The 25,457-nt window shown below is 35.9% G+C and carries 25 protein-coding genes; 18 read left to right on the top strand and 7 right to left on the bottom strand.

Annotated elements, in window-relative coordinates:
• The 5 genes from PXD56_RS02405 to PXD56_RS02385 all read left to right on the top strand — a co-directional run bounded on the left by PXD56_RS02405 (position 1) and on the right by PXD56_RS02385 (position 2,201).
• Positions 1-456, top strand: a complete 456-nt coding sequence (locus PXD56_RS02405; RefSeq protein ID WP_276491764.1) for a DUF1801 domain-containing protein — start codon at positions 1-3, stop codon at positions 454-456.
• 6 nt (positions 457-462) lie between these two features.
• The gene (locus PXD56_RS02400; protein ID WP_276491763.1) at positions 463-849 is read left to right on the top strand and encodes a VOC family protein; all 387 of its coding nucleotides are present in this window, start codon (positions 463-465) and stop codon (positions 847-849) included.
• Positions 850-904: 55 nt separating this feature from the next.
• A complete protein-coding gene (locus tag PXD56_RS02395; RefSeq protein ID WP_276491762.1) occupies positions 905-1,288 on the top strand; it encodes a TM2 domain-containing protein in 384 nt (127 codons plus the stop codon).
• Positions 1,289-1,367: 79 nt separating this feature from the next.
• The gene (locus tag PXD56_RS02390; RefSeq protein ID WP_276491761.1) at positions 1,368-1,691 is read left to right on the top strand and encodes an ArsR/SmtB family transcription factor; all 324 of its coding nucleotides are present in this window, start codon (positions 1,368-1,370) and stop codon (positions 1,689-1,691) included.
• A 9-nt stretch (positions 1,692-1,700) separates the two neighbouring features.
• Positions 1,701-2,201, top strand: a complete 501-nt coding sequence (locus tag PXD56_RS02385; RefSeq protein ID WP_276491760.1) for a GNAT family N-acetyltransferase — start codon at positions 1,701-1,703, stop codon at positions 2,199-2,201.
• 1 nt (position 2,202) lies between these two features.
• Here the strand turns inward: PXD56_RS02385 and PXD56_RS02380 are convergent, their stop codons facing one another.
• The 3 genes from PXD56_RS02380 to PXD56_RS02370 all read right to left on the bottom strand — a co-directional run bounded on the left by PXD56_RS02380 (position 2,203) and on the right by PXD56_RS02370 (position 5,870).
• Positions 2,203-4,023, bottom strand: coding sequence for a lysophospholipid acyltransferase family protein (locus PXD56_RS02380; RefSeq protein ID WP_276491759.1), 1,821 nt, complete (start codon positions 4,021-4,023; stop codon positions 2,203-2,205).
• An 81-nt stretch (positions 4,024-4,104) separates the two neighbouring features.
• Positions 4,105-5,352, bottom strand: a complete 1,248-nt coding sequence (locus PXD56_RS02375) for an aspartate kinase (RefSeq protein ID WP_276491758.1) — start codon at positions 5,350-5,352, stop codon at positions 4,105-4,107.
• A 35-nt stretch (positions 5,353-5,387) separates the two neighbouring features.
• Complete coding sequence (locus PXD56_RS02370; RefSeq protein ID WP_276491757.1) at positions 5,388-5,870, bottom strand: GNAT family N-acetyltransferase; 483 nt, start codon at positions 5,868-5,870, stop codon at positions 5,388-5,390.
• Positions 5,871-5,977: 107 nt separating this feature from the next.
• Between PXD56_RS02370 and fbp the strand changes: the two genes are divergently transcribed.
• Positions 5,978-6,988, top strand: a complete 1,011-nt coding sequence (gene fbp / locus PXD56_RS02365) for a class 1 fructose-bisphosphatase (protein ID WP_276491756.1) — start codon at positions 5,978-5,980, stop codon at positions 6,986-6,988.
• 47 nt (positions 6,989-7,035) lie between these two features.
• Here the strand turns inward: fbp and PXD56_RS02360 are convergent, their stop codons facing one another.
• Positions 7,036-7,458, bottom strand: a complete 423-nt coding sequence (locus tag PXD56_RS02360) for a tellurite resistance TerB family protein (RefSeq protein WP_276491755.1) — start codon at positions 7,456-7,458, stop codon at positions 7,036-7,038.
• A gap of 102 nt (positions 7,459-7,560) precedes the next feature.
• Here PXD56_RS02360 and PXD56_RS02355 point away from each other — a divergent pair, with 102 nt between their 5' ends.
• From PXD56_RS02355 to PXD56_RS02335, 5 genes are read left to right on the top strand one after another with little or no spacing between them, the layout of a single operon-like run.
• Positions 7,561-8,586, top strand: a complete 1,026-nt coding sequence (locus tag PXD56_RS02355) for a ligase-associated DNA damage response exonuclease (protein WP_276491754.1) — start codon at positions 7,561-7,563, stop codon at positions 8,584-8,586.
• On the top strand, positions 8,583-10,217 hold the full coding sequence (locus PXD56_RS02350) for an ATP-dependent DNA ligase (protein ID WP_276491753.1): 1,635 nt from the start codon (positions 8,583-8,585) through the stop codon (positions 10,215-10,217). The genes PXD56_RS02355 and PXD56_RS02350 overlap by 4 nt, the downstream gene beginning before the upstream one ends.
• Positions 10,217-12,685: a ligase-associated DNA damage response DEXH box helicase gene (locus PXD56_RS02345; protein ID WP_276491752.1), complete on the top strand. Its 2,469-nt coding sequence runs from the start codon at positions 10,217-10,219 to the stop codon at positions 12,683-12,685. The genes PXD56_RS02350 and PXD56_RS02345 overlap by 1 nt, the downstream gene beginning before the upstream one ends.
• Positions 12,686-12,738: 53 nt before the next feature.
• The gene (pdeM, locus tag PXD56_RS02340; RefSeq protein ID WP_338088433.1) at positions 12,739-13,449 is read left to right on the top strand and encodes a ligase-associated DNA damage response endonuclease PdeM; all 711 of its coding nucleotides are present in this window, start codon (positions 12,739-12,741) and stop codon (positions 13,447-13,449) included.
• 58 nt (positions 13,450-13,507) lie between these two features.
• A complete protein-coding gene (locus PXD56_RS02335; RefSeq protein ID WP_276491751.1) occupies positions 13,508-14,311 on the top strand; it encodes a tryptophan-rich sensory protein in 804 nt (267 codons plus the stop codon).
• Here PXD56_RS02335 and PXD56_RS02330 read toward each other — a convergent pair.
• Positions 14,308-15,657 (bottom strand): dihydrolipoyl dehydrogenase family protein, encoded by a 1,350-nt coding sequence (locus PXD56_RS02330; RefSeq protein ID WP_276491750.1) that lies wholly within the window; start codon positions 15,655-15,657, stop codon positions 14,308-14,310. The genes PXD56_RS02335 and PXD56_RS02330 overlap by 4 nt on opposite strands.
• 126 nt (positions 15,658-15,783) lie before the next feature.
• Between PXD56_RS02330 and mfd the strand changes: the two genes are divergently transcribed.
• From mfd to PXD56_RS02295, 7 genes are all read left to right on the top strand, one after another.
• On the top strand, positions 15,784-19,152 hold the full coding sequence (gene mfd, locus PXD56_RS02325) for a transcription-repair coupling factor (RefSeq protein WP_276491749.1): 3,369 nt from the start codon (positions 15,784-15,786) through the stop codon (positions 19,150-19,152).
• Position 19,153: 1 nt separating this feature from the next.
• Positions 19,154-19,480 (top strand): TerB family tellurite resistance protein, encoded by a 327-nt coding sequence (locus PXD56_RS02320; RefSeq protein ID WP_276491748.1) that lies wholly within the window; start codon positions 19,154-19,156, stop codon positions 19,478-19,480.
• 99 nt (positions 19,481-19,579) lie between these two features.
• Positions 19,580-20,593 carry a 3-dehydro-L-gulonate 2-dehydrogenase gene (gene yiaK, locus PXD56_RS02315; RefSeq protein WP_276491747.1) on the top strand — a complete coding sequence of 338 codons (1,014 nt, stop codon included), beginning with the start codon at positions 19,580-19,582 and terminating at the stop codon, positions 20,591-20,593.
• Between the two features lie 58 nt (positions 20,594-20,651).
• Positions 20,652-21,926 carry a serine hydrolase domain-containing protein gene (locus tag PXD56_RS02310; protein ID WP_276491746.1) on the top strand — a complete coding sequence of 425 codons (1,275 nt, stop codon included), beginning with the start codon at positions 20,652-20,654 and terminating at the stop codon, positions 21,924-21,926.
• Between the two features lie 100 nt (positions 21,927-22,026).
• Positions 22,027-22,356 carry a hypothetical protein gene (locus tag PXD56_RS02305; protein WP_276491745.1) on the top strand — a complete coding sequence of 110 codons (330 nt, stop codon included), beginning with the start codon at positions 22,027-22,029 and terminating at the stop codon, positions 22,354-22,356.
• A gap of 8 nt (positions 22,357-22,364) precedes the next feature.
• Positions 22,365-22,697 (top strand): tellurite resistance TerB family protein, encoded by a 333-nt coding sequence (locus tag PXD56_RS02300; RefSeq protein ID WP_276491744.1) that lies wholly within the window; start codon positions 22,365-22,367, stop codon positions 22,695-22,697.
• A 164-nt stretch (positions 22,698-22,861) separates the two neighbouring features.
• Positions 22,862-24,181 (top strand): TlpA family protein disulfide reductase, encoded by a 1,320-nt coding sequence (locus tag PXD56_RS02295; RefSeq protein WP_276491743.1) that lies wholly within the window; start codon positions 22,862-22,864, stop codon positions 24,179-24,181.
• Here PXD56_RS02295 and PXD56_RS02290 read toward each other — a convergent pair.
• Together PXD56_RS02290 and PXD56_RS02285 are read right to left on the bottom strand one after the other, a co-directional pair.
• Positions 24,178-24,837: an aspartate kinase gene (locus PXD56_RS02290; RefSeq protein ID WP_276491742.1), complete on the bottom strand. Its 660-nt coding sequence runs from the start codon at positions 24,835-24,837 to the stop codon at positions 24,178-24,180. The genes PXD56_RS02295 and PXD56_RS02290 overlap by 4 nt on opposite strands.
• 88 nt (positions 24,838-24,925) lie before the next feature.
• Entirely contained in the window at positions 24,926-25,285 is a 360-nt protein-coding gene (locus PXD56_RS02285) for a YraN family protein (RefSeq protein ID WP_276491741.1), read from the bottom strand.
• Positions 25,286-25,457: the final 172 nt, after the last annotated feature.

The following is a 25,457-nucleotide window of genomic DNA, read 5'->3' as shown; positions in this document are numbered from 1 at the left end:
ATGAAATACGAAGCCAGCTCACCAAATGACTATATTGCCCAATTACCACCAGAACGCAAAGAGGTAATAGAAAAACTAAGAGGTATCATTTCAAAAAATTTACCTATTGGTTTTGAAGAGCAATTAAGCTATGGTATGCTAGGCTATGTAGTCCCACATTCTATTTATCCGGCAGGTTATCATGTTAATTCAGAACTACCGTTACCCTTTATTAATTTGGCTTCACAAAAGAATTTTATCGGCTTGTATCACTCTGGTATATATGCTGACATTACTTTAATGAACTGGTTTAAGAGCGAATACCCTAAACATTGCAAACGTAAACTAGATATGGGCAAAAGTTGTGTACGATTCAAAAGCATGGATGATATCCCTTTCAAACTAATTGCAGAACTATGCACCAAAATGACACCTCAACAGTGGATTGCTTTATACGAGAATAACATCAAAAAATAGACAGTTATGAAAAACAGAGTAACAGGCTTAGGCGGATTCTTTTTTAAAACAAAAGACCCTGACCATTCTAAAAATTGGTATAACAAGCATTTAGGATTAAACACTGACCAATACGGTTATACTTTTTGGTATAAAGACAAAGAAGGCAACGACTGCTCAACACAGTGGAGCCCTATGAATGAAGACACAGCATATTTTAAACCAAGTCAATCTAGTTTTATGATGAATTTTAGGGTTGAAAATCTTGTTGAACTATTAGAAGTACTGAAAAAAGAAGGAGTAACTGTCGTTGGTGAGATTCAAGAATTTGAATACGGAAAATTTGGTTGGATTTTAGATCCCGACGGAAATAAGCTAGAACTTTGGGAACCAATAGATAAAGCGTTTTTATGATGTTAAAATAATCGCTACATTTATCGCTTATAATAACCACCAAACAACAATTAAAATGTCAGAAGAAAACAAAGATTTCGGAGATAAGGCAGAAGAATCTGCAAAAGAATTTAGCGAAGGAGCTAAAAAAGCAGCCAGTGATTTTACCGCAGGAGCAAAAGAAGCTTTCAGTGGAGGCCCTGGAGTAGAAAATAAAAAAATGTTAGCTGGTATATTGGCTATCGTAATAGGATCTTTAGGTATTCATAAGTTTATACTAGGATACCAAAAGGAAGGAATTATAATGCTAGTCATCACACTAGTATTAGGAGCCGTAACATGTGGTATAGGTGCATCTGCAATGTGGGTAGTAGGTATTATTGAAGGTATCATATACCTGACAAAATCAGATGAAGAATTTTACAACACGTACCAAGTAGGTAAAAAGCCTTGGTTCTAAATAACTTAAGCCAGTTGAGACTTCATCTGGCTTTTTTTATATTCTTTATTATCGTAATATAGCAATATATAAATTTGAAATGGGAATAACCAAAACGCAAATATTTAATATAGAGCAGAATGAACTGGCAGTCATTTTCAAGGTACTGTCCAACCCTGCCCGTATTGCCATCTTACAATATATAAGTCAGCAAAATGCTTGTATTTGTAATGATATTGTAGATGAAATAGGATTGGCACAGCCTACTATCTCACAGCATTTAAAAGAACTTAAGAGTATAGATTTAATAAGAGGTGAAATTGAAGGCAAGAAAGTATGCTATTGTATTAATCTTAAACAATGGACGGCGGTACAAACACTTCTAAATTCTTTTTTTGAAACCACTAAAGATAATTGTTGCTAAAAACTACATATGAAGGATTTAATTATAAGAAAGATGTTGGCTGAGGACTGGGATTCTGTTGCCAAAATATATAAAGAAGGTATTGATACCGGCATTGCCACTTTTGAAACCAAAGTACCCACGTTTGAAAATTGGGACAAAGCACATATGAGCAACTGCCGTTTTGTGGCGGAACAAAAAGATGAAATATTGGGTTGGGTAGCCCTATCCCCAGTTTCCAATAGATGCGTCTATGGCGGCGTAGCCGAAATAAGTGTCTATGTTTCTAGAAATAGCAGAGGTAAAGGTTTGGGCAAGGTATTATTGGAACACGTAGTATCCGCTAGTGAACAAGAAGGTATTTGGACACTACAATCCGGTGTATTCCCAACTAACCATGGTAGCATTAAACTTCATGAAACCACAGGATTTAGAATGATCGGCAAACGTGAGCGCGTTGGCAAATTACACGGGCAATGGGTAGACAATGTACTTTTTGAAAGGCGAAGTAGCGTTGTTGGTGTAGACTAGATTATACTTCCGGCTCGGGGTTTTGAGATTCCAACAATTTTCGCTCCAGTTCTGCCTGAAACTCTTCCATAACCGGTTTTACGGTACTCTCCGGTAAATCGGCGATTTTGATATACATTAATCCGTCAACTGAATTATTGAATAAGGGATCTACGTTAAAAGCAACCACTTTTGCATTCTGTTTTATGTACTTCTTAATCAAAACCGGTAAACGAAGACTACCTGGCTCTACCTCATCTATTAAACGATCAAATTTATTTAAATCGGCTTGCGTTTCATCAAAAACGAACTCCTTATCAGCATCTTTCAGCTTTACCTTAAACTCCTTCTTTGGCCTTATATATTGTGCTACGTAGGGATCCCAGTAATTAGACTTCATAAATTCGATCATCAACGATTTAGAAAAGTTTGAAAACTGGTTACTGATACTTACGCCACCTATTAAATACTTATGCTCAGGAAATCTTAAGGTAGTATGCACAATACCTTTCCAAAGTAAAAATAAAGGCATAGGTTTTTGTTGGTATTCTTTGGTAATATAGGCACGTCCCATTTCTATAGAGTGCTCCATCATATCATACAATTCTGGCTCTACTCTAAACAAATCTTGTACATAAAAACCATCAATACCATGTTCCGGAAAAATCTCTGATCCCATTCCCATTCTGTAAGCGCCAACAATGCATTTAGCCTCATCATCCCATAAGAACAAATGGTGGTAATAACTATCAAAACTATCCAGGTCAATAGCCTTGTTAGTCCCTTCCCCTATTGCCCTAAAGGTAACTTCTCGCTGCCGACCTATTTCCTTTAAAATAAAAGGCATATCCTTTTCTTTTGCAAGAAACACTTCGTAATTTTTACTTTGAAGCAAACGACACTCTTTCTCCCTAAGCTTCTCTATTTCACCCTCCATAACCTCTTTACGAACAGCATCCGCAATTTTCTTAGGTTGCTTGGGCAATTTAAGCGATGTAGGTATTTGATCGATCAAACGCTCTTTTTCATAAGCATTGGAGAGCATATAGGTTTTACGTCGTAATAGATCTGTATACTCTTCTAAACTATTCTGTTCTTTTTGTGCGGTAACGGAGATAGGTTGCCCTATTCTCACTTTAATTGGTCTATTTCTTTGGGAAAACACTTGAGAAGGAATCATGGCCGTCCGTAACGAATCTCCTAACTTAGAAATGCGATAGAACAAAGAGCTATTTTTAGCATGAAAATATATAGGCACAACGGGTACCTCAGCTTTTCTTATCAATTTTATAGCCGCCTCTTCCCATGGTTTGTCAACTATGAGCTTGCCGTCTTTATAGGTAGAAACTTCTCCTGCCGGAAATACACCTAATACATGGCCGTTTTGTAAATGTTCCAGTGTTTTTTTGAATCCGGCCAAGTTACTTCTGGCATCTTTATGGTCTCCAAAAGGATTGACCGGTAATATATAGGGTTTTAAAGGCACCATTCTTTCCAGAAGAAAATTGGCCATAATTTTATAATCCGGTCGTTGCTTGACCATTAGTTTGAACAGCAAAATACCATCGATGGCACCCAATGGGTGATTACTAATGGTTACGTAAGACCCTTCTTTGGGCAAACGCTTAAAATCTTCCTCAGGAATTTCAAAATCAATTTCAAAATGCTCTAGAATGGCGTTGGCATAGTCCTCACCCTCTAAATGGGCAATGGTATCATAAAATCGATTAATACTGGATATTCTGGTAACTTTCAACAATATCCAACCAATAAAGGTACCTAACACTCCGTATTTAGAGAGGTTGATAGCCTTGGCAACTTCCTTCGCGGTAACTAAACCCATAAATCATCATCGATTAGACTGTAAATATAGGAAAATAGCTTTTGCAGCTACCTATTAAACATGTCTGAAATGACCTTGAATTTACTTCACCACAAGCTGAACGGTTTCCGTACCACGTTGCTCCAATAGCAGCTCGTGCCCATTCTGTAAAGTTTCTAACGCTTTGTTATCAAAGTGCCTAATGGTATATAATGATACGTTCTCATGATGAGCTACCTTGAACTTACTTTTTAATTGTTGCAAAAGTTTTTCCAAACCTCCGAATTTATTATCGATACAAACGGAAAAGCTAATAGCTGAATTCTGAATTAAATCTACTTTTATCTTGTGCTGATGAAACAGTTTAAAAAGTTCGCTGATACTATCTTCTACAATAAAAGAAAAATCTAGCGAAGATAATTTTACCAATACCTGATTCTTTTTAACAATAAAGCAAGGAACCTTTGGTTCAATACCAACTCCTTTACCAACCGTTGTACCTTTTCCCTTAGGGTTTACAAAAGATTTTACGTGTAACGGAATTTCTTTACGTTGCAATGGTTGTAATGTTTTTGGATGAATTACAGATGCACCGTAAAACGCCAATTCAATAGCCTCTCTATAAGAGATGTTGTTTAGCAACTGGGTTTCTTCAAAATACCTTGGATCGGCATTTAAAACACCGGGTACATCTTTCCAAATAGTTACTGAATCTGCATTTAGGCAATACGCAAGTATTGCAGCGGAATAATCGGAACCTTCACGGCCTAAAGTTGTTGTAAAGTTATTGTCGTCGCTACCTAAGAAACCTTGGGTAATGTTTAAAACCCTTTGGTCTATTTTAGTAACGTTTTCTTGAGTACGTTCCCAATCTACCGTAGTATCTCTATAATTACTATCTGTTTTAATGAAGTTTCGTACATCTAACCAGTTGTTTTTTATACCAACTTCTTTAAAGTATGCACTAATAATCGTAGTAGATAGTAATTCTCCATAACCCACTATTTGATCATATACGAAGTTATAGTTGGGAGATTTGTTCCAAACTAAAAAACCATTTATTTCATCAATAAGAATCTTTATTTCTTTATAAATGGCATGCTGAGCATTAGGAAATAATTCTGAAACTATAGCATGATGGTAGTCTACCAACTCTGCCACTTTAGAAGGTATTTCCTGTTTATCATCAAAATATGCATTTATAATATCTTCCATAGCATTGGTGGTCTTACCCATTGCCGATACTACCAATAGCGTATTCTCATACCCTACTTCTTGTAAAACTTTCACTACATTTTTAACAGCATCTGCATCTTTAACAGATGCTCCTCCAAATTTAAAAACCCTCATACTCAATATGTATCTATTTTTTTGTTCTTTTTCAATTAAGCCAAAGCGCTTAAGTAGTTTTTCATTCCGGTTTCATCTAATTGAACTACGTCCCAATCTCTCATAACGTTGGCACCTTTACTTTCATAGAAACCAATAGCAGGTTCGTTCCAATCAATAACCTCCCAGCTAATTCTCTTCACTCCCAACTCATCACCATATTTTACCACCTCATCTAAAAGTGCGGTACCCAAACCAGTACCCCTCATTTCTTTGGTAACGATTAAATCTTCTAGATGTATAACAGGACCTTTCCAAGTTGAATATCTTGGATATACCAATGCCATACCTACGATTTTATCATTCTTTTCCGCAACAAAACAATGAAACAACTTCTGTTTACCAAACCCATCTTCTTCTAAATTTTGCACACTCACTTCTACCGCATCATCCTCTTTCTCAAAAGTGGCTAATTCTTGAATTAATTGAAGCACCTGCTTCATGTCATCTTTTTGGGCAACTCTAATTGTATAATCCATAATTGTTACAAATAAAACACGAAGTTATAAATTTACATAATGTAATTAAAACGAAAATGAAACGTTTAACAAAATACACGATATTTGTATAAACCATAAACTAAAAAATGTCTCCAAAAAGAAATCAGACCCTAGGGGAGTTTATTATTGAAAATCAAGATTCTTTTCAATACTCTTCAGGTGAATTATCAAAACTTATCAATGCAATCAGATTAGCTGCAAAAGTTGTTAACCACGAGGTAAGCAAAGCAGGGCTAATAGATATTTTAGGCGGAGTTGGAGAGACCAACATTCAAGGTGAAGATCAGCAGAAATTAGATCTTTTTGCCAATGACAAATTCATTCAGACCTTAAAAAATAGAGAAATTGTTTGCGGTATTGCTTCTGAAGAAGAAGATAGCTTCATCAGCATTAATAGTAATGATGAAAATCATCAAAATAAATATGTGGTCCTTATTGACCCATTAGATGGTTCTTCTAACATTGATGTAAACGTATCTGTAGGTACAATATTTTCTATCTACAGACGAATTACTCCGGTAGGTACACCTGTAACAATGGAAGATTTTCTACAGCCTGGTCACAAACAAGTTGCCGCAGGTTATGTTGTCTACGGTACTTCTACAATGTTAGTATATACTACAGGTGATGGTGTAAACGGCTTTACATTAAATCCGGCGTTAGGTACGTTCTATCTATCTCACCCTAATATGAAGTTTCCTGAAAACGGCAGTATTTACTCTGTAAACGAAGGTAACTATGTACATTTTCACCAAGGCGTAAAAGATTATATAAAGTATTGCCAAATGGAAGAAGATGATAGACCGTATACTTCTAGGTATATTGGTTCTTTAGTTTCTGACTTTCATAGGAACATGATCAAAGGTGGTATTTATATGTACCCAAAAAGTAGTGTTAGTCAAAGCGGTAAGCTTAGATTGCTCTATGAATGTAATCCTATGGCTTTTTTGGCAGAGCAAGCAAATGGTCTTGCCATCGGCGGTAAAAACCGAATTATGGACATAGAACCAACAGAACTTCATCAACGTGTTCCGTTTTTCTGCGGAAGTAAAAATATGGTAGAAAAACTACAAGAATTTTTAAATAAATATCATTAATAAAAAAAGGGAGCATTTAGCTCCCTTTTTTATTCACTTATTTCCGCTTATTTTTTTAAAAGATATAAATAATCCTCAAAATCGAATTTGCCGCCAAAAATTGCTACGGAACGTTCAATCACTTTATCTGCTTTTTCTCCGGTAAAACCAAGACCAATAGCATACTTCTTAATTAACAATCTTTCTTCATCATCAATTTCATGATCAGAATATACTATTCTAAATAAATCATATAAACGCTCTAATCTTTTCTCAGAATCTGGAGTAGAATCTATTGGGTATTTGTTCTCTTTCTTAAACACCTCTTTATACTCAGACTCTGTGATGTCCAATTTTCTAGCGAAACGATCTAATAATTTCTTTTCTTCTGTACTAATTTCACCGTCAATAGACGCTAAAGTTGCCAAAGCCGCAAAATGAGCTAAGTTTCTTCTGTGCTCACCGCTACTATATAAATCTGCAAAAGACATATCTTATTTTTTAATTATTGAGCAAATATAAATTTTTTAGAGGTCATAGTTTCGTTTGTCATCAACTTTGTTTGCATCCTAAATTTGTAACTTGTTATCGCTATGAAATCTCCTTTATTACAATTTACAAGCAATGGCATATATTGCGAAACGGCCAAAGTCTATCTTGACCCTTGGAAACCTGTAGACCATGCCATAATCTCACATGGGCATGCGGACCATAGTAGATATGGGCACAAAAAATATATAACCCATCACAGAAATGTACCTATTATACAACATCGTTTAGGTGAAATAAACGTTATTGGAAAAGAATGGGGCGAAACTTTTATCATTAACAACGTAAAATTTAGTCTACACCCTGCCGGCCATATTATTGGATCGTCACAAATTAGGGTAGAAAATAAAGGTGAAGTTTGGGTTTTTACAGGAGATTATAAAACTGAAAATGATGGTATTTCCACACCGTATGAACCTATAAAGTGTAACACCTTTATTACAGAATGTACTTTTGGACTACCTGCATTTAAATGGACACCCCAGGCAGAAGTTCTAGAAAACATCAATAATTGGTGGGCAGAAAATAGAGCTGAATGTAAAACATCCATACTCTTTGGGTATAGTTTGGGCAAAGCACAACGATTATTAAAGTACCTAGATACCGACATTGGAGAAATATATACCCATGGTGCCATTGAAAATATGACCCAGGTACTTAGACCGTTGGTAGATTTTCCCAAGACCACTTTAATTACCAGAGACACCAAAAAAGAGCAGCTATTGGGCAATATAGTATTGGCACCACCAAGTGCACATGGCAGTACTTGGATCAGAAAAATGGTGCCCTATGTTACCGCTTCCGCAAGCGGATGGATGACCTTTAGGGGAGCAAGACGAAGAAGGGCTATTGACAAAGGTTTTGTTTTAAGCGATCATTGCGATTGGCCCGGCCTTTTAGAAAGTATTGAAGCCACAGGCGCCGAAAAAATTATCTGTACACATGGCTATACAGATATATTCTCGAAATATTTACGGGAACAAGGTTATGATGCCCGTACAGAAGCAACGCAATACGGTGAAGAAGAAACAGAAGCTGCATTAGCTTCAAAATCGACCGCATCTGTATGAGAAATTTTGCACAGCTTATAAAAACCTTGGATAGTACCAATAAAACTACGGTTAAGGTACAGGCATTGACCGACTATTTTTTGAAAGCCGATGATGCCGATAAGGTTTGGACCATCGCAATTTTATCGCATCGCAGACCACCAAGACCGGTAAATACAACGCTATTAAGAACTTGGGCTTCAGAATTGGCAAACATTCCATTGTGGTTATTTGAAGAAAGCTATCATATTGTTGGTGATCTCGCAGAAACTATCGCCTTGGTCATTCCTGCAGCCGACCAATCATCGGACAAAAGTTTAACCGATTTTCTTCAAGAAATGATTGCTCTTAAAAAGAAAACAGACGAAGAAAAAAGAGCATATCTATACGAAAATTGGAGTGTTTTAAACTATTACGAACGGTTTGTGTTCACTAAACTGATTACTGGCGGATTCAGAATTGGGGTAAGTCAAAAACTAATGACACGTGCCCTTGCAAAAGCCACCCAAATTGATGAAGATATTCTAGCCTATAAATTAATGGGCAACTGGGACCCGAATAAAATCACTTTTCAGCAATTGGTTTTAGAGGAAAATGAGAGCGATTACCTTTCAAAACCTTATCCTTTTTATTTGGCGTATGCCATTGAAGGTGAAGTGTCAGACTTAGGCGATATACAAGAATGGTCTGCAGAACATAAGTGGGACGGAATTCGTTCTCAAGTGATCTTAAGAAACAATGAATTATTTGTTTGGAGCCGTGGTGAAGAATTGGTAACGGATAAGTATCCCGAATTTGAAAAATTCATAGGCGTTATCCCAAACGGTACAGTCATAGATGGTGAAATTCTACCTTTTCCAAAAGGTGTTATTGGCACCTTTAACGATTTACAAACCCGCATTGGTAGAAAAAACGTAACCGCCGCACTTTTAAAAAAAGTTCCGGTAATCTTAAAAGCCTATGATATTTTAGAATGGGAAGGAAAAGATATACGCCAGTTGCTATTTATAGAGCGTAGACAATATTTAGAAAAACTATTTAAAAATGTAACTGAGCAGAGTAAGAGCAAGGTTACTGAGCAAAATCAAAATGTTATTCCTTTACACTTATCTAAAACTATGCATTTTACTTCTTGGGATGAATTGGCTCTAGAAAGAGATCGCTCTCGCGAAATGCACAGCGAGGGATTGATGCTGAAAAGAAAAGATTCTCCCTATTTAGTTGGACGAAAAAAAGGCGATTGGTGGAAATGGAAAGTAGATCCGTTAACTATTGATGCCGTGCTGACCTATGCCATGCGTGGACATGGGAGGCGAAGCAACCTTTTTACAGATTACACTTTTGCCCTTTGGAAGGATAATGAAGAAGGAGAAAAAGAGTTAGTAACCTTTGCAAAAGCATACTCAGGGTTAACAGATGCCGAGTTTAGAAAATTAGATGCTTGGATAAAGAAAAATACCCTAGAAAGATTCGGTCCCGTTCGTAGTGTTACTCCGCATCATGTGTTTGAAATTGCCTTTGAAGGTATAGCTTTATCGAAACGACATAAAAGCGGAATCGCTACTCGTTTTCCTAGAATGTTGCGATGGCGAAAAGATAAAAACATTCATGAAGCAAATACGTTGGATGATTTGAAAAACTTAATTCCGTAATGAATCGAGAACAATTGTATTCCATTGCCGAAAACTGGTTTCAAGAACAAAATTGGAAACCGTTTAAATTCCAAAAAGACACTTGGAAAGCTTTTCTACAAGGTAAAAACGGACTTTTAAACGCACCCACGGGAAGCGGAAAAACCTATGCATTGTGGTTTCCTATAGTACTGAATTATATTAAAAACAATCCTGATTATAAAACGAAACATAAAAAAGGATTAAAAGCAATTTGGATTACTCCACTTCGTGCATTATCTCAAGAAATAAAACAATCTGCAGAACGCATCACCCTAGATTTAGGTACACAAATGACCGTAGGTATTCGCTCAGGTGACACCACTACCAAAGAGCGTGCAAAGCAAAAAAAGCAAATGCCCGATTTGCTGATTACCACTCCAGAAAGTCTACAACTATTATTGGCTACAAAAGGCTATGATAAAATTTTCAAAGACTGTTCAGCTATAGTAGTTGATGAATGGCATGAAATATTGGGCACCAAGCGTGGCGTACAAATGGAACTTGCTTTATCCCGTTTAAAAAATGTATCGCCCAAACTACGAATCTGGGGAATATCGGCAACCATAGGTAATTTAGAACAGGCACGAGATGTGCTACTAGGTGTGGCTTCAGAATCACTTGACAACTCGGTTCTCATAAAAGCCAAAATCAATAAAAAAATTACGGTAAAAAGTATCATTCCAAAAAAAATGGAAACCTTCCCGTGGCGCGGGCATTTAGGTCTGCATTTATTAGAAGATGTGGTGCCCATTATAAACAATAGTAAAACCACATTATTATTTACCAATACCCGTAGCCAATGTGAAATCTGGTTTCAGAAAATTTTAGAAAAGCACCCTGAATATGCCGGTGAAATGGCTATGCATCATGGCAGCATCAACAAAGAAACACGAGTTTGGGTAGAAAATGCCATCCGCAATGAGCAACTTAAAGCAGTTGTTTGTACCTCAAGCTTAGATTTGGGGGTAGATTTTGCTCCTGTAGAAACTGTAATTCAAATTGGCGGTCCAAAAGGTGTAGCCCGTTTTTTACAACGAGCTGGGCGTAGCGGTCACAGACCTGGTAAAGAAAGTGTTATTTATTTTCTACCAACGCACGCCATTGAACTTATAGAGGCATCAGCATTACAAAAAGCGGTGAAGCAAAATACCGTAGAAGACCGCATGCCCTACCTCAACAGTTATGATGTGCTCTTACAGTATTTAACCACCTTGGCTATTTCTGACGGATTTTATCCTAAAGAAATCTATCCAGAAATTAAACAGACATTTTGTTATCAGACTTTAACTGAAGAAAAGTGGCAGTGGCTACTTAACTTCTTGGTCATGGGCAGCCAAAGCCTACAAAGTTATGATGAGTACAAAAAAGTAGAAGTTGAAGAAGATGGTAAGTTTAAAGTAAACAATAGAGGTGTGGCTATGAGACATCGTTTTCAAATTGGCACCATTGTGGGAGATGTTAATTTAGCCGTAAAATATCAAAAAGGCGGTTACATTGGATCTATAGAAGAATTCTTTGTATCTAAACTTAATAGAGGTGATGTGTTTACGTTTGCAGGTAGAAATTTAGAATTCATCCGCATTAAGGAAATGACGGTACAGGTAAAGAATTCTAACAAGAAAACAAACAAAATTTCTAGTTGGATGGGAAGCCGACTTACCCTATCTGCCCAGATGTCAGAATTATTACGAAATGAATTATACAGTTCAGGCGAACCAATAAAAAATCAATCACCAGAAATACGAGCGTTGGCACCACTTTTTGACCGACAACGACGAGACAGCATTGTGCCCAAACCATCAGAATTTCTGATTGAAACCTTTAAGACCCGAGATGGCTATCATCATCTTTTTTACCCTTTTGAAGGTAGATTTGTTCATGAAGCTATGGGTAGTTTATTGGGGTATCGTATTAGTTTGCTATCCCCTATTACATTCTCTTTGGCATTTAATGATTATGGTTTTGAACTATTATCTGACCAACCCATAGATATTCAGCAAGTATTGGATAATGATCTTTTTACCACTGATTTTATGTTGGATGATCTTCAGAAAAGCTTAAATGCAACCGAAATGGCGCGACGTAGATTTAGAGATGTTGCCATTATAAGCGGCATGGTTTTTACCGGTTATCCTAAAAAAGGAATTAAGATGAAACATCTACAAAGTAGTTCTCAATTACTGTTCGATGTTTTTAGGGATTACGAAGCGGACAATCTATTATTTCAACAAGCCTTTACCGAAACCTTTGAACACCAGCTAGAAGAAGGTCGTTTACGATTATCCTTAGAAAGAATTGCTACACAAGACATTGTATGGAAAGAGTGTGCCCAGCCCACTCCATTTTCCTTTCCGTTAATTACAGAACGTGTGGGTCGCGAAAAATTATCTAGCGAGAAACTGGCAGACCGTATTAAAAAAATGGCTGCTCTGTTGATGAAGAAATAAAAAACCTTGCCCCCTAACCCCCAAAGGGGGGAATTTATGTTCTTGAGGTTAAAATGAATTTTAAATCCGGACTTTCTCGTAATTTTGCATCAATGACCCATTCCATTACCCTTCATAAGCAAACTTTTGAAATGCACTTTTCTGGTGCACTCTATTGGGCAGAACAATCAATGCTGTTGATCAGTGATGTTCATTTAGGTAAAGTTTCTCATTTTAGAAAATATGGTGCGGCTGTTCCACAACAAGCGGTAAAACAAAATTTTGATGCCTTAACGGCAGTTGTAGACCATTTTACACCTAAAACCATTGTTTTTTTAGGAGATTTATTCCATTCTGCTTTAAATACAGAATGGTTATTATTTAAAGATTGGGTACAAAAAACCGCTCAAGAAATAATTTTGGTAAGTGGTAACCACGATATTATTTCTCCGATCAAATATGAAGAATTACATATTAAAGTAATTCCTGAATTAATTTTAGAATCATTTCTTCTCACCCATCACCCTGAAGAAAGAGACGGCTTATTCAATTTTTCGGGGCACATACATCCTGCTATTAAATTAAGTGGTTTAGGAAGACAATCGGTTCGGTTACCATGTTTCTACAAAACGGAACATCAAATGATCGTACCCGCTTTTGGTGAATTTACAGGAACGTATACTTTAGAACCTTGCGATGGCTGTGAGATTTATGCTCTTTTAGGCGATGCCGTACTACCTGTGCCTATAAAAGAGGTGAAAAAGAAGCGTTCTTATCGAAAATAGTTCGTTTAATGTGCTAAAGAGCATAACTTTATAAGATAACCATAATACTTTTACCCTTATGAAAAAGAAACTATCCGTTCTCAATTTGGTATCGGTCATTTTGGTTATTGCCGTCAATTATATTTCACAAGCATTTTCACTCAATGATACTACCATAGGTGAAATGAGCGCCCAGTATGAAAACTTATTTACCCCAGCAGGATACGCTTTTGCCATTTGGGGCGTAATATTCCTAGGCTTATTGGCCTATGGTATTTTTCAAGTAAGAAGAGCTTTTTTTAGTAATAAACCAAGTGATTTTATTGAACAAACAGGATATTGGTTCTTTTTTGCCAATATTTTAAACTGCTGCTGGGTATTTGCTTTTATGTACAATTACACGGGACTATCAGTTATTATCATGTTAGGAATACTGCTTTCTTTGATAAAAATTATTCTAAATACCAATATGGAACGTTGGGATGCACCAATAGAAGTACTTGCTTTTGTTTGGTGGCCTATTTGTTTATACAGCGGTTGGATCTCAGTTGCTACTATAGCCAATATATCAGCATATTTAAGCAAACTAGACTGGAACGGGGGCATTCTATCTGAACAAGCCTGGACCATAAATATGATTGTGGCAGCCACTATTATTAACTTGCTCATGATATGGAAAAGAAATATGCGTGAGTTCGCCTTGGTTGGTGTATGGGCATTGCTTGCTATATTCATTAGACATAATGGCTCTAACATATACATTGCTTATTCAGCAATGACCGGGTCAGTTATTCTTTTTATTGCCGTGGCTATTCACGGTATGAAAAATCATAAAACCAGTCCGTTCAAAAAGCTTCAAGAACGAATAAAAGACAACTCTTAAATCATATTTTTTATATCGTTCACCCAAGAAGGATAGGAAAAAATAGTAGATTTTATATCGGTATCGGTCATGTTATTATTAATTGCCATGGTAAAAATATTGATAGTTTCACCAGCATCGGGTCCTAATAGATGAGCACCTACAATCTCATTAGTTCTTGCATTTGTAATAACTTTATAGGCATACAAAGGTGTATTTATTCGTTTGGCATTGAACCAATCTGTAGCTATTTCAAAGTTGACATTTATATTCTTGTATCTGGCTCTCGCTTCATCTTCAGAATAACCAACGGTTGCTAAATTCGGCAATGTAAATACAACTGACGGAATCACCGGCACCTCCAATTCCTTCTTATTACCATTTAAAATATTCTCAGCTACTACATAACCCTGCCTGCCCGATAACGGAGTTAGCGGCAAATTTTTATCGGAAACATCGCCACAGGCATACACATTAGGGTTGCTTTTACTCTGTAGAAAATTATTAGTCTCAACTCCTTTATCGCTAAAATCAACCGCACCTTTTTCTAAGTCCAAAGCTGCTAATGCAGGCACACGACCTGCAGTATTGAACACAGCGCCACCTTCAATGGTTTTTTCCTTTCCGCTAACCTCATATGTTAAGGTGAGCTTTTTTCGTTTCTTTTTCAGTTTTGTTGGTTGCCCATTGAAAATGAATTTTATCCCAATAGATTCTGAATATTTTCTTAGTTCTTTCACCAAGTCAGGGTCAAAAGCATGCAACGGTCTACTACCAGTATCTAAAACGATAACTTCAACTCCAGCTCTTGCCGCCATATGTGCAAACTCCATCCCAATATATCCTCCGCCTACAAATATCATTTGCTTAGGCAATTTCTTAAGGTTTAAAAAGTCATCACTATTTTCAAAGTGCTTGGCTCCTGGTATTGTCATAGTTCTTGGAACTTGTCCCGTTGCAATGACAATTTTCTTTGCAGTAACCTTTTTACCTTCTACCATTAACGAAGTGTCATCGATAAACTTAGGAGATTGATGAAACAAGGTAATTCCCTTACCCTTCAATATCTTTTCTGTAGAAACCGGAATATTGGTTATGAAATTTCGCTTGTATTTCTGTAATTGCTTCCAATTAATTTTAGCTGGTTTGCCAATACCTTTACCTTTTAAGTTGTTACTCAATTCATAAGCCTCCAAGGCACCTAACAAAATCTTTTTAGGATCGCAACCTCTATTAGCACATGTACCACCAAATTCACGATTATCTGCTATACCAACTTTTAGTCCCGCTTTAACGCAAGCTTTTGCCACTGTTTGCCCAGTTATACCGCTTCCTATTACAAAAACATCAAACTCATTCTCTTCCATATTACAACACTTTTTCTGCTATAGCCCAAGTTGCAACTTTTTAGGGGTAATAAGTAACCCATATATGATAATAATGAGTGGTATCCATTTCTTAGGTATCCTTATATTTGTACAAATTTTAAACTGTTGAGTCATTCTTCTATCCAACAACGGTATAATCAGTCTCCCCAAATAGGGAAACTGCAGCATGCTATTGCCGAATCTGAAAATTCAGGAACTAAAAACATTCAATTAAAAGGTCTAGTAGGATCATCGTTATCCTTTGTACTTTCTAGCATCTTTCAATCAGAAGACCGCCCATTTTTGGCTATTTTCAATGATAAAGAAGAAGCCGCCTATTATTTAAATGACCTTGAAAGTCTTATAGGCGAAGACCATGTGCTGTTCTACCCTGGCAGTTATAGAAGACCCTATCAAATAGAAGAAACGGACAATGCTAATGTGCTCTTACGTGCAGAGGTGTTGAACAGAATAAATTCTAGAAAGAAACCTGCGGTCATTGTTACCTACCCAGATGCACTTTTTGAAAAAGTGGTTACTAGAAAAGAATTGGATAAGAATACCCTAAAAATGAAATTAGGGGATACACTTTCGTTAGATTTTTTAAACGAAATTTTATTTGAATATAAATTTAAACGAGTTGATTTTATTACCGAACCTGGTGAGTTTTCTGTTCGTGGCGGTATTGTAGACGTATATTCATTTTCACATGACGAACCCTACAGAATTGAGTTTTTTGGTGACGAAATAGATAGTATTAGAACCTTTGATGTAGAAACACAACTTTCTAAAGAAAAGGTGAAGTCCATAACTATTGTGCCCAACATGGCAGATAAGTTTTTGATTGATAAAAGACAGAGCTTTTTAACCTATGTAGCCTCTAATACACTGGTTTTTGCTAAAAATACCGACTATTTATACGACAGATTAGATGATTTCTTTGAAAAAGCAAGAGAAGCTTTTACAAAATTATCAAAAGACATAAAACACGCCGAACCTGAAGAGTTGTTCATGGGCGGCAAAGAATTTAATCAACAATTATCAGGCTTTACCGTATTAACCCAAGATGCAAAGCGTGATGTACCCAACTTAGTTGAGTTCCATTCAAAACCTCAACCATCTTTTAATAAAAAGTTCGACTTATTAATTGAGAATTTAAATGGATACAAAGACCAAGGCCATACCAATTACATATTTTGCGCCAGTGAGCAGCAAGCCAAACGTTTTCATGACATTTTTGAGGAAGTAAACCAACAAGTTCATTATCAAATTATCGTATCTCCGCTTTTTCAAGGGTTTATAGATGATGATCAAAAACTGATTTGTTATACCGATCACCAAATTTTTGAGCGTTATCATAAGTTTCACCTAAAGAACGGCTATGCCAAAAAGCAAGCAATTACTTTAAAGGAGCTGAACAAACTAGAAATTGGAGATTACGTTACGCATATTGATCACGGTATTGGAAAATTTGGCGGTTTACAGAAAATAGATGTAGAAGGCAAAAAGCAAGAAGCTATTAAATTAATGTATGGCGAGCGTGATATTTTATACGTAAGCATACATTCATTACACAAAATATCAAAGTTCAACGGTAAGGACGGCGCACCACCAAAAATTTACAAACTAGGTTCAGGTGCATGGAAAAAAATTAAGGACAAGACAAAATCTCGTGTTAAGAAGATTGCCTTTAACCTTATCAAAATATATGCAAAAAGAAGGCTTGAAAAAGGTTTTCAATATAACCCAGATAGTTATTTACAAAATGAATTAGAGGCTTCGTTTATTTATGAAGATACTCCGGATCAAAGTACCGCTACAGAAGATGTAAAAAGAGACATGGAAAGTGAGCGACCTATGGATCGTTTAATTTGTGGAGATGTAGGTTTTGGAAAAACAGAAATTGCCATACGTGCCGCATTCAAAGCAGTAGATAATGGCAAACAGGTTGCGGTTTTAGTACCTACCACTATATTGGCATTTCAGCACCATCGTACTTTTGCCGAGCGTTTAAAAGATATGCCAGTGACGGTAGATTACCTGAACAGATTTAGAACAGCGAAAGAAAAAAAGGAAACCATTCAGCGTTTAGGAGAAGGAAAAGTTGATATTATTATTGGCACCCATCAATTGGTAAACAAAAATGTTCAGTTTAAGGATTTAGGACTTTTAATTGTTGATGAGGAGCAAAAATTTGGAGTAGCCGTAAAAGACAAATTAAAGTCTATCAAAGAAAATGTTGATGTGCTTACATTAACGGCAACCCCAATACCAAGAACGCTACAATTTAGTTTAATGGCGGCTCGTGACCTTTCTACGATTACAACTCCCCCACCAAATAGGTACCCAATAGAAAGTCAAGTTGTACGTTTCAATGAAGAAATTATAAGAGATGCCGTTAGCTATGAAATTGAGCGTGGCGGACAAGTATTTTTTATTCATAATCGTATAGAAAATATTAAGGAAGTTGCCGGTATGATTCAGCGTTTGGTACCAGACGCTAAAGTAGCTGTTGGTCACGGTCAAATGGACGGTAAGAAACTTGAAGCTTTAATGCTAGGTTTTATGAATAGTGAGTTTGATGTATTGGTATCGACCACCATTATAGAAAGTGGACTAGATGTTACCAATGCAAACACTATTTTTATAAACAACGCCAACAATTTTGGTTTGAGTGATTTGCACCAAATGCGAGGACGTGTAGGTCGTGGAAACAAAAAAGCATTTTGTTATTTCATTACTCCGCCGTACGAATCCATGACCAATGATGCCAGAAAACGTATTGAAGCTTTAGCACAATTTACAGAACTAGGCAGTGGTTTTAACATTGCCATGAAAGATTTAGAAATTCGTGGAGCTGGCGATCTTTTGGGCGGTGAGCAAAGCGGATTTATCAACGAAATTGGGTTTGAAACGTATCAGAAAATTCTAGCTGAAGCTATTGATGAATTAAAAGAAAATGAGTTCAAAGACCTGTATGAAGAAGTTGAGGGCAAACATGAAAAAGTTTATGTAAAGGAAACCCAAATCGATTCTGACTTTGAATTACTTTTTCCAGACGACTACATTAATAATATAACCGAAAGACTAACGTTATATACAGAACTAAATCAGGTAAAAGACGAAGCAGCCCTTCAAAAATTTGAAGCACAACTCGTTGATCGCTTTGGCGAATTACCGGAAGAAGCTCAAGATTTATTAAATTCCGTTCGTATTAAATGGATAGCAAATAGCATAGGGCTTGAAAAAATAATAATGAAACAGGGTAAAATGATTGGCTACTTTATTAGCGACCAACAATCGGCATTTTATCAAACTGCAACATTTACCAGAGTATTACAGTACGTGCAGTCACATGCACAAAAATGTAAAATAAAAGAAAAAAAGACCCGTAACGGTCTACGATTATTATTAGTATTTGAAAATATACGATCTGTAGATAGGGCATATTTGGCTTTGAAGCCATTTGAAATAAAAGAAAAAACAACTGCATAATATGGAATTTGACATACCGGAAAAATTAGCGATTGTACATCTTATAGATTCAGTTATTGTAGCTGACGGTCAAGTTCACAGTGGTGAAATTAGTGCATTGAGTAAATTAATGCCAATTATTGATTTTGATAGTAATTTTTTAATTCAAGCCCGTACCATTGATATTGACCAGAGTGTACACATTCTCAAAGGCATGTCAGAAGCTAAAAAAGTGAGACTAGCAGAGATATTGAAAGAAGTAGCAATATCTGATGGTTATATTCATGAAAAGGAAGATGATGTCATACGTCATGTATTCTCAGAAATAGGGGTATCTAAAAAAGCCTAGTCCTTTCTTAAAAGTAGCGTTCTTGCTACGTAGACATTCATATAATTTACCAAGCTAAACAAGTTATGTATCTTAACGGTTGAATTAAAATAAACCGTTTTGAGCGAAATAAAAATTTCATCCATAGAAATGAAATCTGTATTGGAGTCGTTGTTCACAAAACACTCTTTTACAAAAGCACAAGCAACAGTGTTGGCTAAAACACACACCGAGAGCACCTTAGATGGTATTTACTCCCACGGTATAAATAGAGTCCCTGCATTTATAGATTATATCAATAAAGGTTTGATTAAGACCAGTGCTATTGCCACTAAAACCGCCTCTATGGGCAGTATGGAAAGATGGGATGGCAATTTGGGATCAGGAGTCTTAAATGCACTAACATGTACTGATCAAGCCATTAATTTAGCGAAAAACCACGGTATGGGCTTGGTAGCACTTAAAAACACCAATCATTGGATGCGCGGCGGAACGTATGGTTGGCGCGCGGCAGAGCAAGGTTGTATTTCAATACTTTTTACCAATACCATACCCAACATGCCAGCTTGGGGAGGAAAGGAAAACAGAATAGGCAACAATCCTATAGTAATTGGTATTCCAAGAAAAGAAGGCCACGTTGTTTTAGATATGGCACTTTCACAATTCTCATTCGGAAAAATGCAAAGTCTAGATTTAAAAAATGAAGAGCTACCCTTTGTTGGCGGTTGGGACAAAAACGATAAGCTTAGTAAACACCCAAAAGACATAATGGATTCTGGGCGCGCCTTACCTGTAGGGTATTGGAAAGGATCTGCACTTTCTATGATATTAGATATGCTGGCAACCTTACTTTCCGCTGGGAATTCAACTTATAAAATAGGACTTAAGAATAATGAAACAGCACTATCCCAAGTATTCATGTGTATAGACCCAAGTTCTTTTTCAGATACTGAAATACAACACAACCTGTTAAATGAAATTATTCAGTTTACACATGAAGGACCTTCAATGAAAAAAGGAGACCAAACATTCTACCCAGGCGAGAGAACTTTAATGACTAGAAAAAAATCTGAAATAGAAGGTATGCAGGTCAATGCCAAAATCTGGGAAGAAATACTTCTGTTATTAAAGTAGTTGAAAAATCTAGCTGTTTAATTCCTTATTTTTAAATACCACAACCAACTTACTCAGCATGAAAAAACTAGTTTATAGCATTTTATTTCTCATTATTACAACTTCGTGTAAAGAAGTGCAAAAAGAAGAAATAACAGCACAAACTGCTGTAGCACCTACTATTATTACTAAGGCTGCAAAAGCTAGAATAGACACTGTGCTTCAAAATTTTGTAAAGTCAGGAAATATTGCAGGTGTTTCTGCACTTATTTTTGAAAACGAAAAAGAAGTGTATTACAATGCTTTTGGTTACGCCGATATTAAAGCAAACAAACCAATGGAAAGGAACACTATTGTTCAAATATATTCCATGACCAAGCCGATAACAGGAACAGCATTAATGACACTGTTTGAAGAAGGCAAATTTAAATTAGACGATCCTATCTCTAAATATATTCCGGAATTTGAAAATATGACCGTGTATACGGGAGTAGACCAAAATAATAAAGTACGTACCGAACCTTTGCAAAGAGAAATAAGCATTAGAGATATTACCAGACATACTGCAGGTTTTCCCAACCGCAATGACATACCCGGTCTTAGTACTTTAATGCAAGATGCAGATGCCCTGAACAGAGAAAACACTTTGACACAAATGGCAGAAAAAATGGGAAAAACTCCATTATGGTTTCAACCGGGCACACAATGGGAATATGGACCAAGTGTAGATGTACAAGCTTTATTAGTAGAAAGAATTTCTGGAATTCCGTATGCTAAGTATGTACAAAAGTTTGTTCTTGAACCTTTAAAAATGAACGAAACCAGGTATTATATACCTGAAAAAGACAGAGACCGATTTGCCAAGCTATATATTAGGGAAGCCGAAGGTAAGTTAGTACAAGATTCTGTCACCTATAGTAATTATACAGAACATTGGCCATTAACTAGAGGTGGATCCGGTCTTACATCCACTTTAGATAATTACATGCGTTTTGCTCAAATGCTGGTTCGTGAAGGCAGTTTAGATAACGTTCAAATCCTTAAGCCAGAAACAGTTCAACTTATGGCAACCAATCAACTAGCGGACAGTATTAAAGAACGTTCTTGGTTACCAAGCAAAGGGCAGGTTGGTTTTGGTATTGATTTCGCTGTTCGTGTAGCACCACCAAAAAATCCAGATGAGAATAATGGTGTTGTGGGAGAATTTTATTGGGATGGTGCTGCTTCTACCCTATTTTGGATAGACCCAGTAAATAAATTGACTGCTGTATTATTTGTTCAGCTTTTTCCATACGATCAAATTAACCTTCATAAAGAATTTAGAGATGCGGTATATGGCCCGTATCCATTTTAACAGTATAAATCATATATTTAAAATAAGCTTGAACAACTAGTGTTAAAGACTATTAAAATTCGTGTTGTTTTTCATATCTTTCAACTCCTAAAATTAAAGAATGGAGTTTGAAGAGTTTGTAAAAGCGGCCTTTGTTAAAATGATTTACGAAGTTATAAAGGCTGATGGTGAGATTCATCCTGGTGAACTAGCAACATTAAACAAACTAAAAGTTGGTATTGGTTTTGACGATGCATTTTTAGAGCGGGCAAAACTGTTAGATTATGACAATGCTCTAGTGACTCTGTATAACATACCACATGAACAAAAGAAAGCTCTAGCAGAGATTCTTGATGAAGTGGCCATATCTGACGGTGCCATTCATAAAAAAGAAATGGATCTTATTATAGATACATTTATTAATATTGGGTTAGGAGAAGAAACTGAGTAAGTAAGAGAATGATAGATTTCACAAAAGAAGAGAAATTGGCTGTAGTGAAAATGGTAGACTATGTTATTCTGGCTGATAGCAGAGTTGACCCTGCTGAAATGCGCTACCTTACCCTGCTAATGGACCGTTTTTCTTTTGATAGTTTCTTTGTTGGTCAAGCAAGAAATTTAAATAAGGAAAAAGCTTTTAAGATTCTAAGTTTAATGTCCTTACCTAAAAAGAGAGAAGTAGCCAAACTTTTAGATGAAGTAGCTATTTCTGACGGCTTTGTTCATGATAAAGAGCTTCTAAAAATTAAAGAAGCCCTTGATCATATGGAGATTCAGAAAGAATTTTCATAAGCTTTTCAAAATTTAAGCCCCTAATTGCCTTCTGAATATTATTTTTATTGCCATTAAGGTATACCTCATTACATCATCACTTTATGTTGTTTTCTAAAACCATCATAATTTGACGTTGTTTTTGTTGCTTTAAATCTTGGTCCGATAATTGTTTTTAAAGAAATATGAAAGTATTCATCAGTATTTGCCTCTTATTATTTTCGTTAAGTATTCAAGCTCAAGGTTCCATAGCCGGAAACTTTTCTCCTCCAAAAGATTTTAAATGGATAATAGCCTATGAACTAACACCTAATGGTGAACGTTACAGCGTTGACGGTGCCGTTAGAGATGGTTCATTTGAGTTAGAAATGCCTTTGACTGCCCAAGCGGGAATGTATAGACTGGTATATGCCGTACCACAAGATGAGTTTTATATCGATATCATTTATGATAAAAAAGAAGATGTGAAAATTAATTTCAACCTTCAAGATGGCTTGACCATTACCAATTCTGAAGAAAATAAGTGGTACCGAGAATATTTTTCTAAGATAACGTCAGCTCAAGATAAGCTGATAGAATTTTATGAAACCAATAGTGAACCTAACAAAGAATACAATAGCATATTAAAAGAGTTAAATACCATACAGACTACTTTTGAAGAAAAGCATGCTGCAACTATTGCTCATAAGTTTATAAAGGCGAACAGAAGTTACATACCCGCTGAATTTGAAAATTTAGAAACATTTCTTAAAAATAAGAAACAACATCATTTTGATCATTTAGCTATTAACGACCCAGTGCTACAAGGCTCTAATTTTTTAATAGACAAATTTGCCAGTTATGTTTTTTCAGCATTACCTACCAATATCACAACAAAAGAACAATTAGCAATTGAGGTAAACAAAAATATAGAGACCACGGTAGCGCAGATAAAACCTACTCCAATAGGTTTTCAAGAAAGAGCTATGTATCAACTATGGCAAATTGCCGAGGCAAACGGAATGCCAACGGTACAGGACTATATTTTTAATAACCATCTAAAAAAACTTGCCGTAACCAATAATAATCAAAAATTGGTTGATGAGATAGAAATGGCATCAAGATTAAGAATAGGTACCGTATCACCAGATATTACTTGGCAGGTAGATGGCAAAACACATTCGCTTTTAACAATGGAAGCAGCAGAGAACTACCTTTTGGTTTTTTGGAGCAGCACATGCTCACATTGTTTAAAAGAACTACCTCAACTTCATAAAGAAGTAGAAGATTACGAAAATCTAAAAATTATAGCTGTTGGCTTGGAAGATGACGATGTTAATTGGAAAGAAGTTTCTGCTACTTTGCCAGGCTTTAACCACGCTATAGCATTAGGTAGATGGGAAAGTGAATATGCAAAAACTTTTGGCATACAAAGCACACCTACCTATTTTATACTAGATAGTGAAAAGCGATTTTCAGCAAAACCGGAATCTGATAAAGAAGTCGTAGAATTTTTAGAGAATTAAAGAGACTTTAAATCTTTAATAGTTTTAAACGCCATATCTACTTGCTCATCGTTAACTAAAATGGTGAACTCATTGGTAGTGGAAATAACTTCATATAAAACTATACCTTCCCAAGCTAATCTTTGAAAAATAAAGTAATAGATACCAGGTACCGAAACATTCTCAGCAGGTAATTTTACGGTAATAGATGATAGCTCTTCTGCTTTTTGAGTACACTTTTCATCTTTAAACAGCCTTTCAACTGTTTTATCCATCACGTTACTAATTACAATATTGATTTCGTTTACACCACGACTAGAGGTATAGAAAACATCTTGGTTATTATTAATCTCTTCTAGCAACTTGGCTTGGTGCACCAATATTTTATCAGAAGCTAAAAAAGTATAATCGGTTAAGGAAGATCTTACCGTTATCTCGCCAATATTCTTCAAAACTTTTAGAATCTTATGTGTAGCCCTAAATTCTAAATCATCTGATAGACGTTTTAACGCCATGACTATTGCGCCATTACGAATGTCTTTACCTAACTCATGCTCAATCTCTGGTTTTACTATTCTAGATAGCGATGTAAGATTGATGATACCCTGTGCTAGAGCACTTTGTAAAAATGGCTTTTTCTTGATGTACTCTTCAACGACTGATGATATTGTTTTCATTTTATTGTATGGTTGTTGTGCAAATATAACAACTTGTTATAAATAAAACAAAATGTTTTTTAATAAATCTACCAAATTAGTAGATTAATCAGAAATGATAAAAGGCAGATTCTAAATGTTCTAGCTCAAATTTGCTCTTATTTTTAAGTATGGTGATGATATCAAAACGTACTTCAACATCTAGATTATTATCTGTAACATAATGATCTGCTGCCATCACCAATAGCTTAATTTTCTTTGGCGTAACGGTCTCTGCAATATTCTCAAAAAAATCTGTACTCCTTGAACGTACCTCTACAATAATCAGCACATCGTCTTTACTTGCTATAATATCAACCTCTGCCTTTAAATATCTATAGTTCTTATATTTTATGGCATATCCTTTTTTTTGAAGATAATCTACAGCTATCTGCTCCCCTTCTTTCCCAAATTCGTTATGTTTTCCCATGATATAGTTAACAGATTATGCAATTCATCGAAAATATAGGAATTTCAACGCCTTTTTATCAATAAATCTCGTTATTTGAAATCTGATTACCGAAAATAGATAGTTTTAAATACTATACCTAATTTCCTAACGTTTAGCATAGAAGCCCCAACTCTACGAACGTAATACAAAC

The organism is Maribacter zhoushanensis, assembly GCF_029350975.1.
GTDB lineage: Bacteria > Bacteroidota > Bacteroidia > Flavobacteriales > Flavobacteriaceae > Maribacter > Maribacter zhoushanensis.
This window is presented reverse-complemented; position numbering and strand designations above follow the sequence as displayed.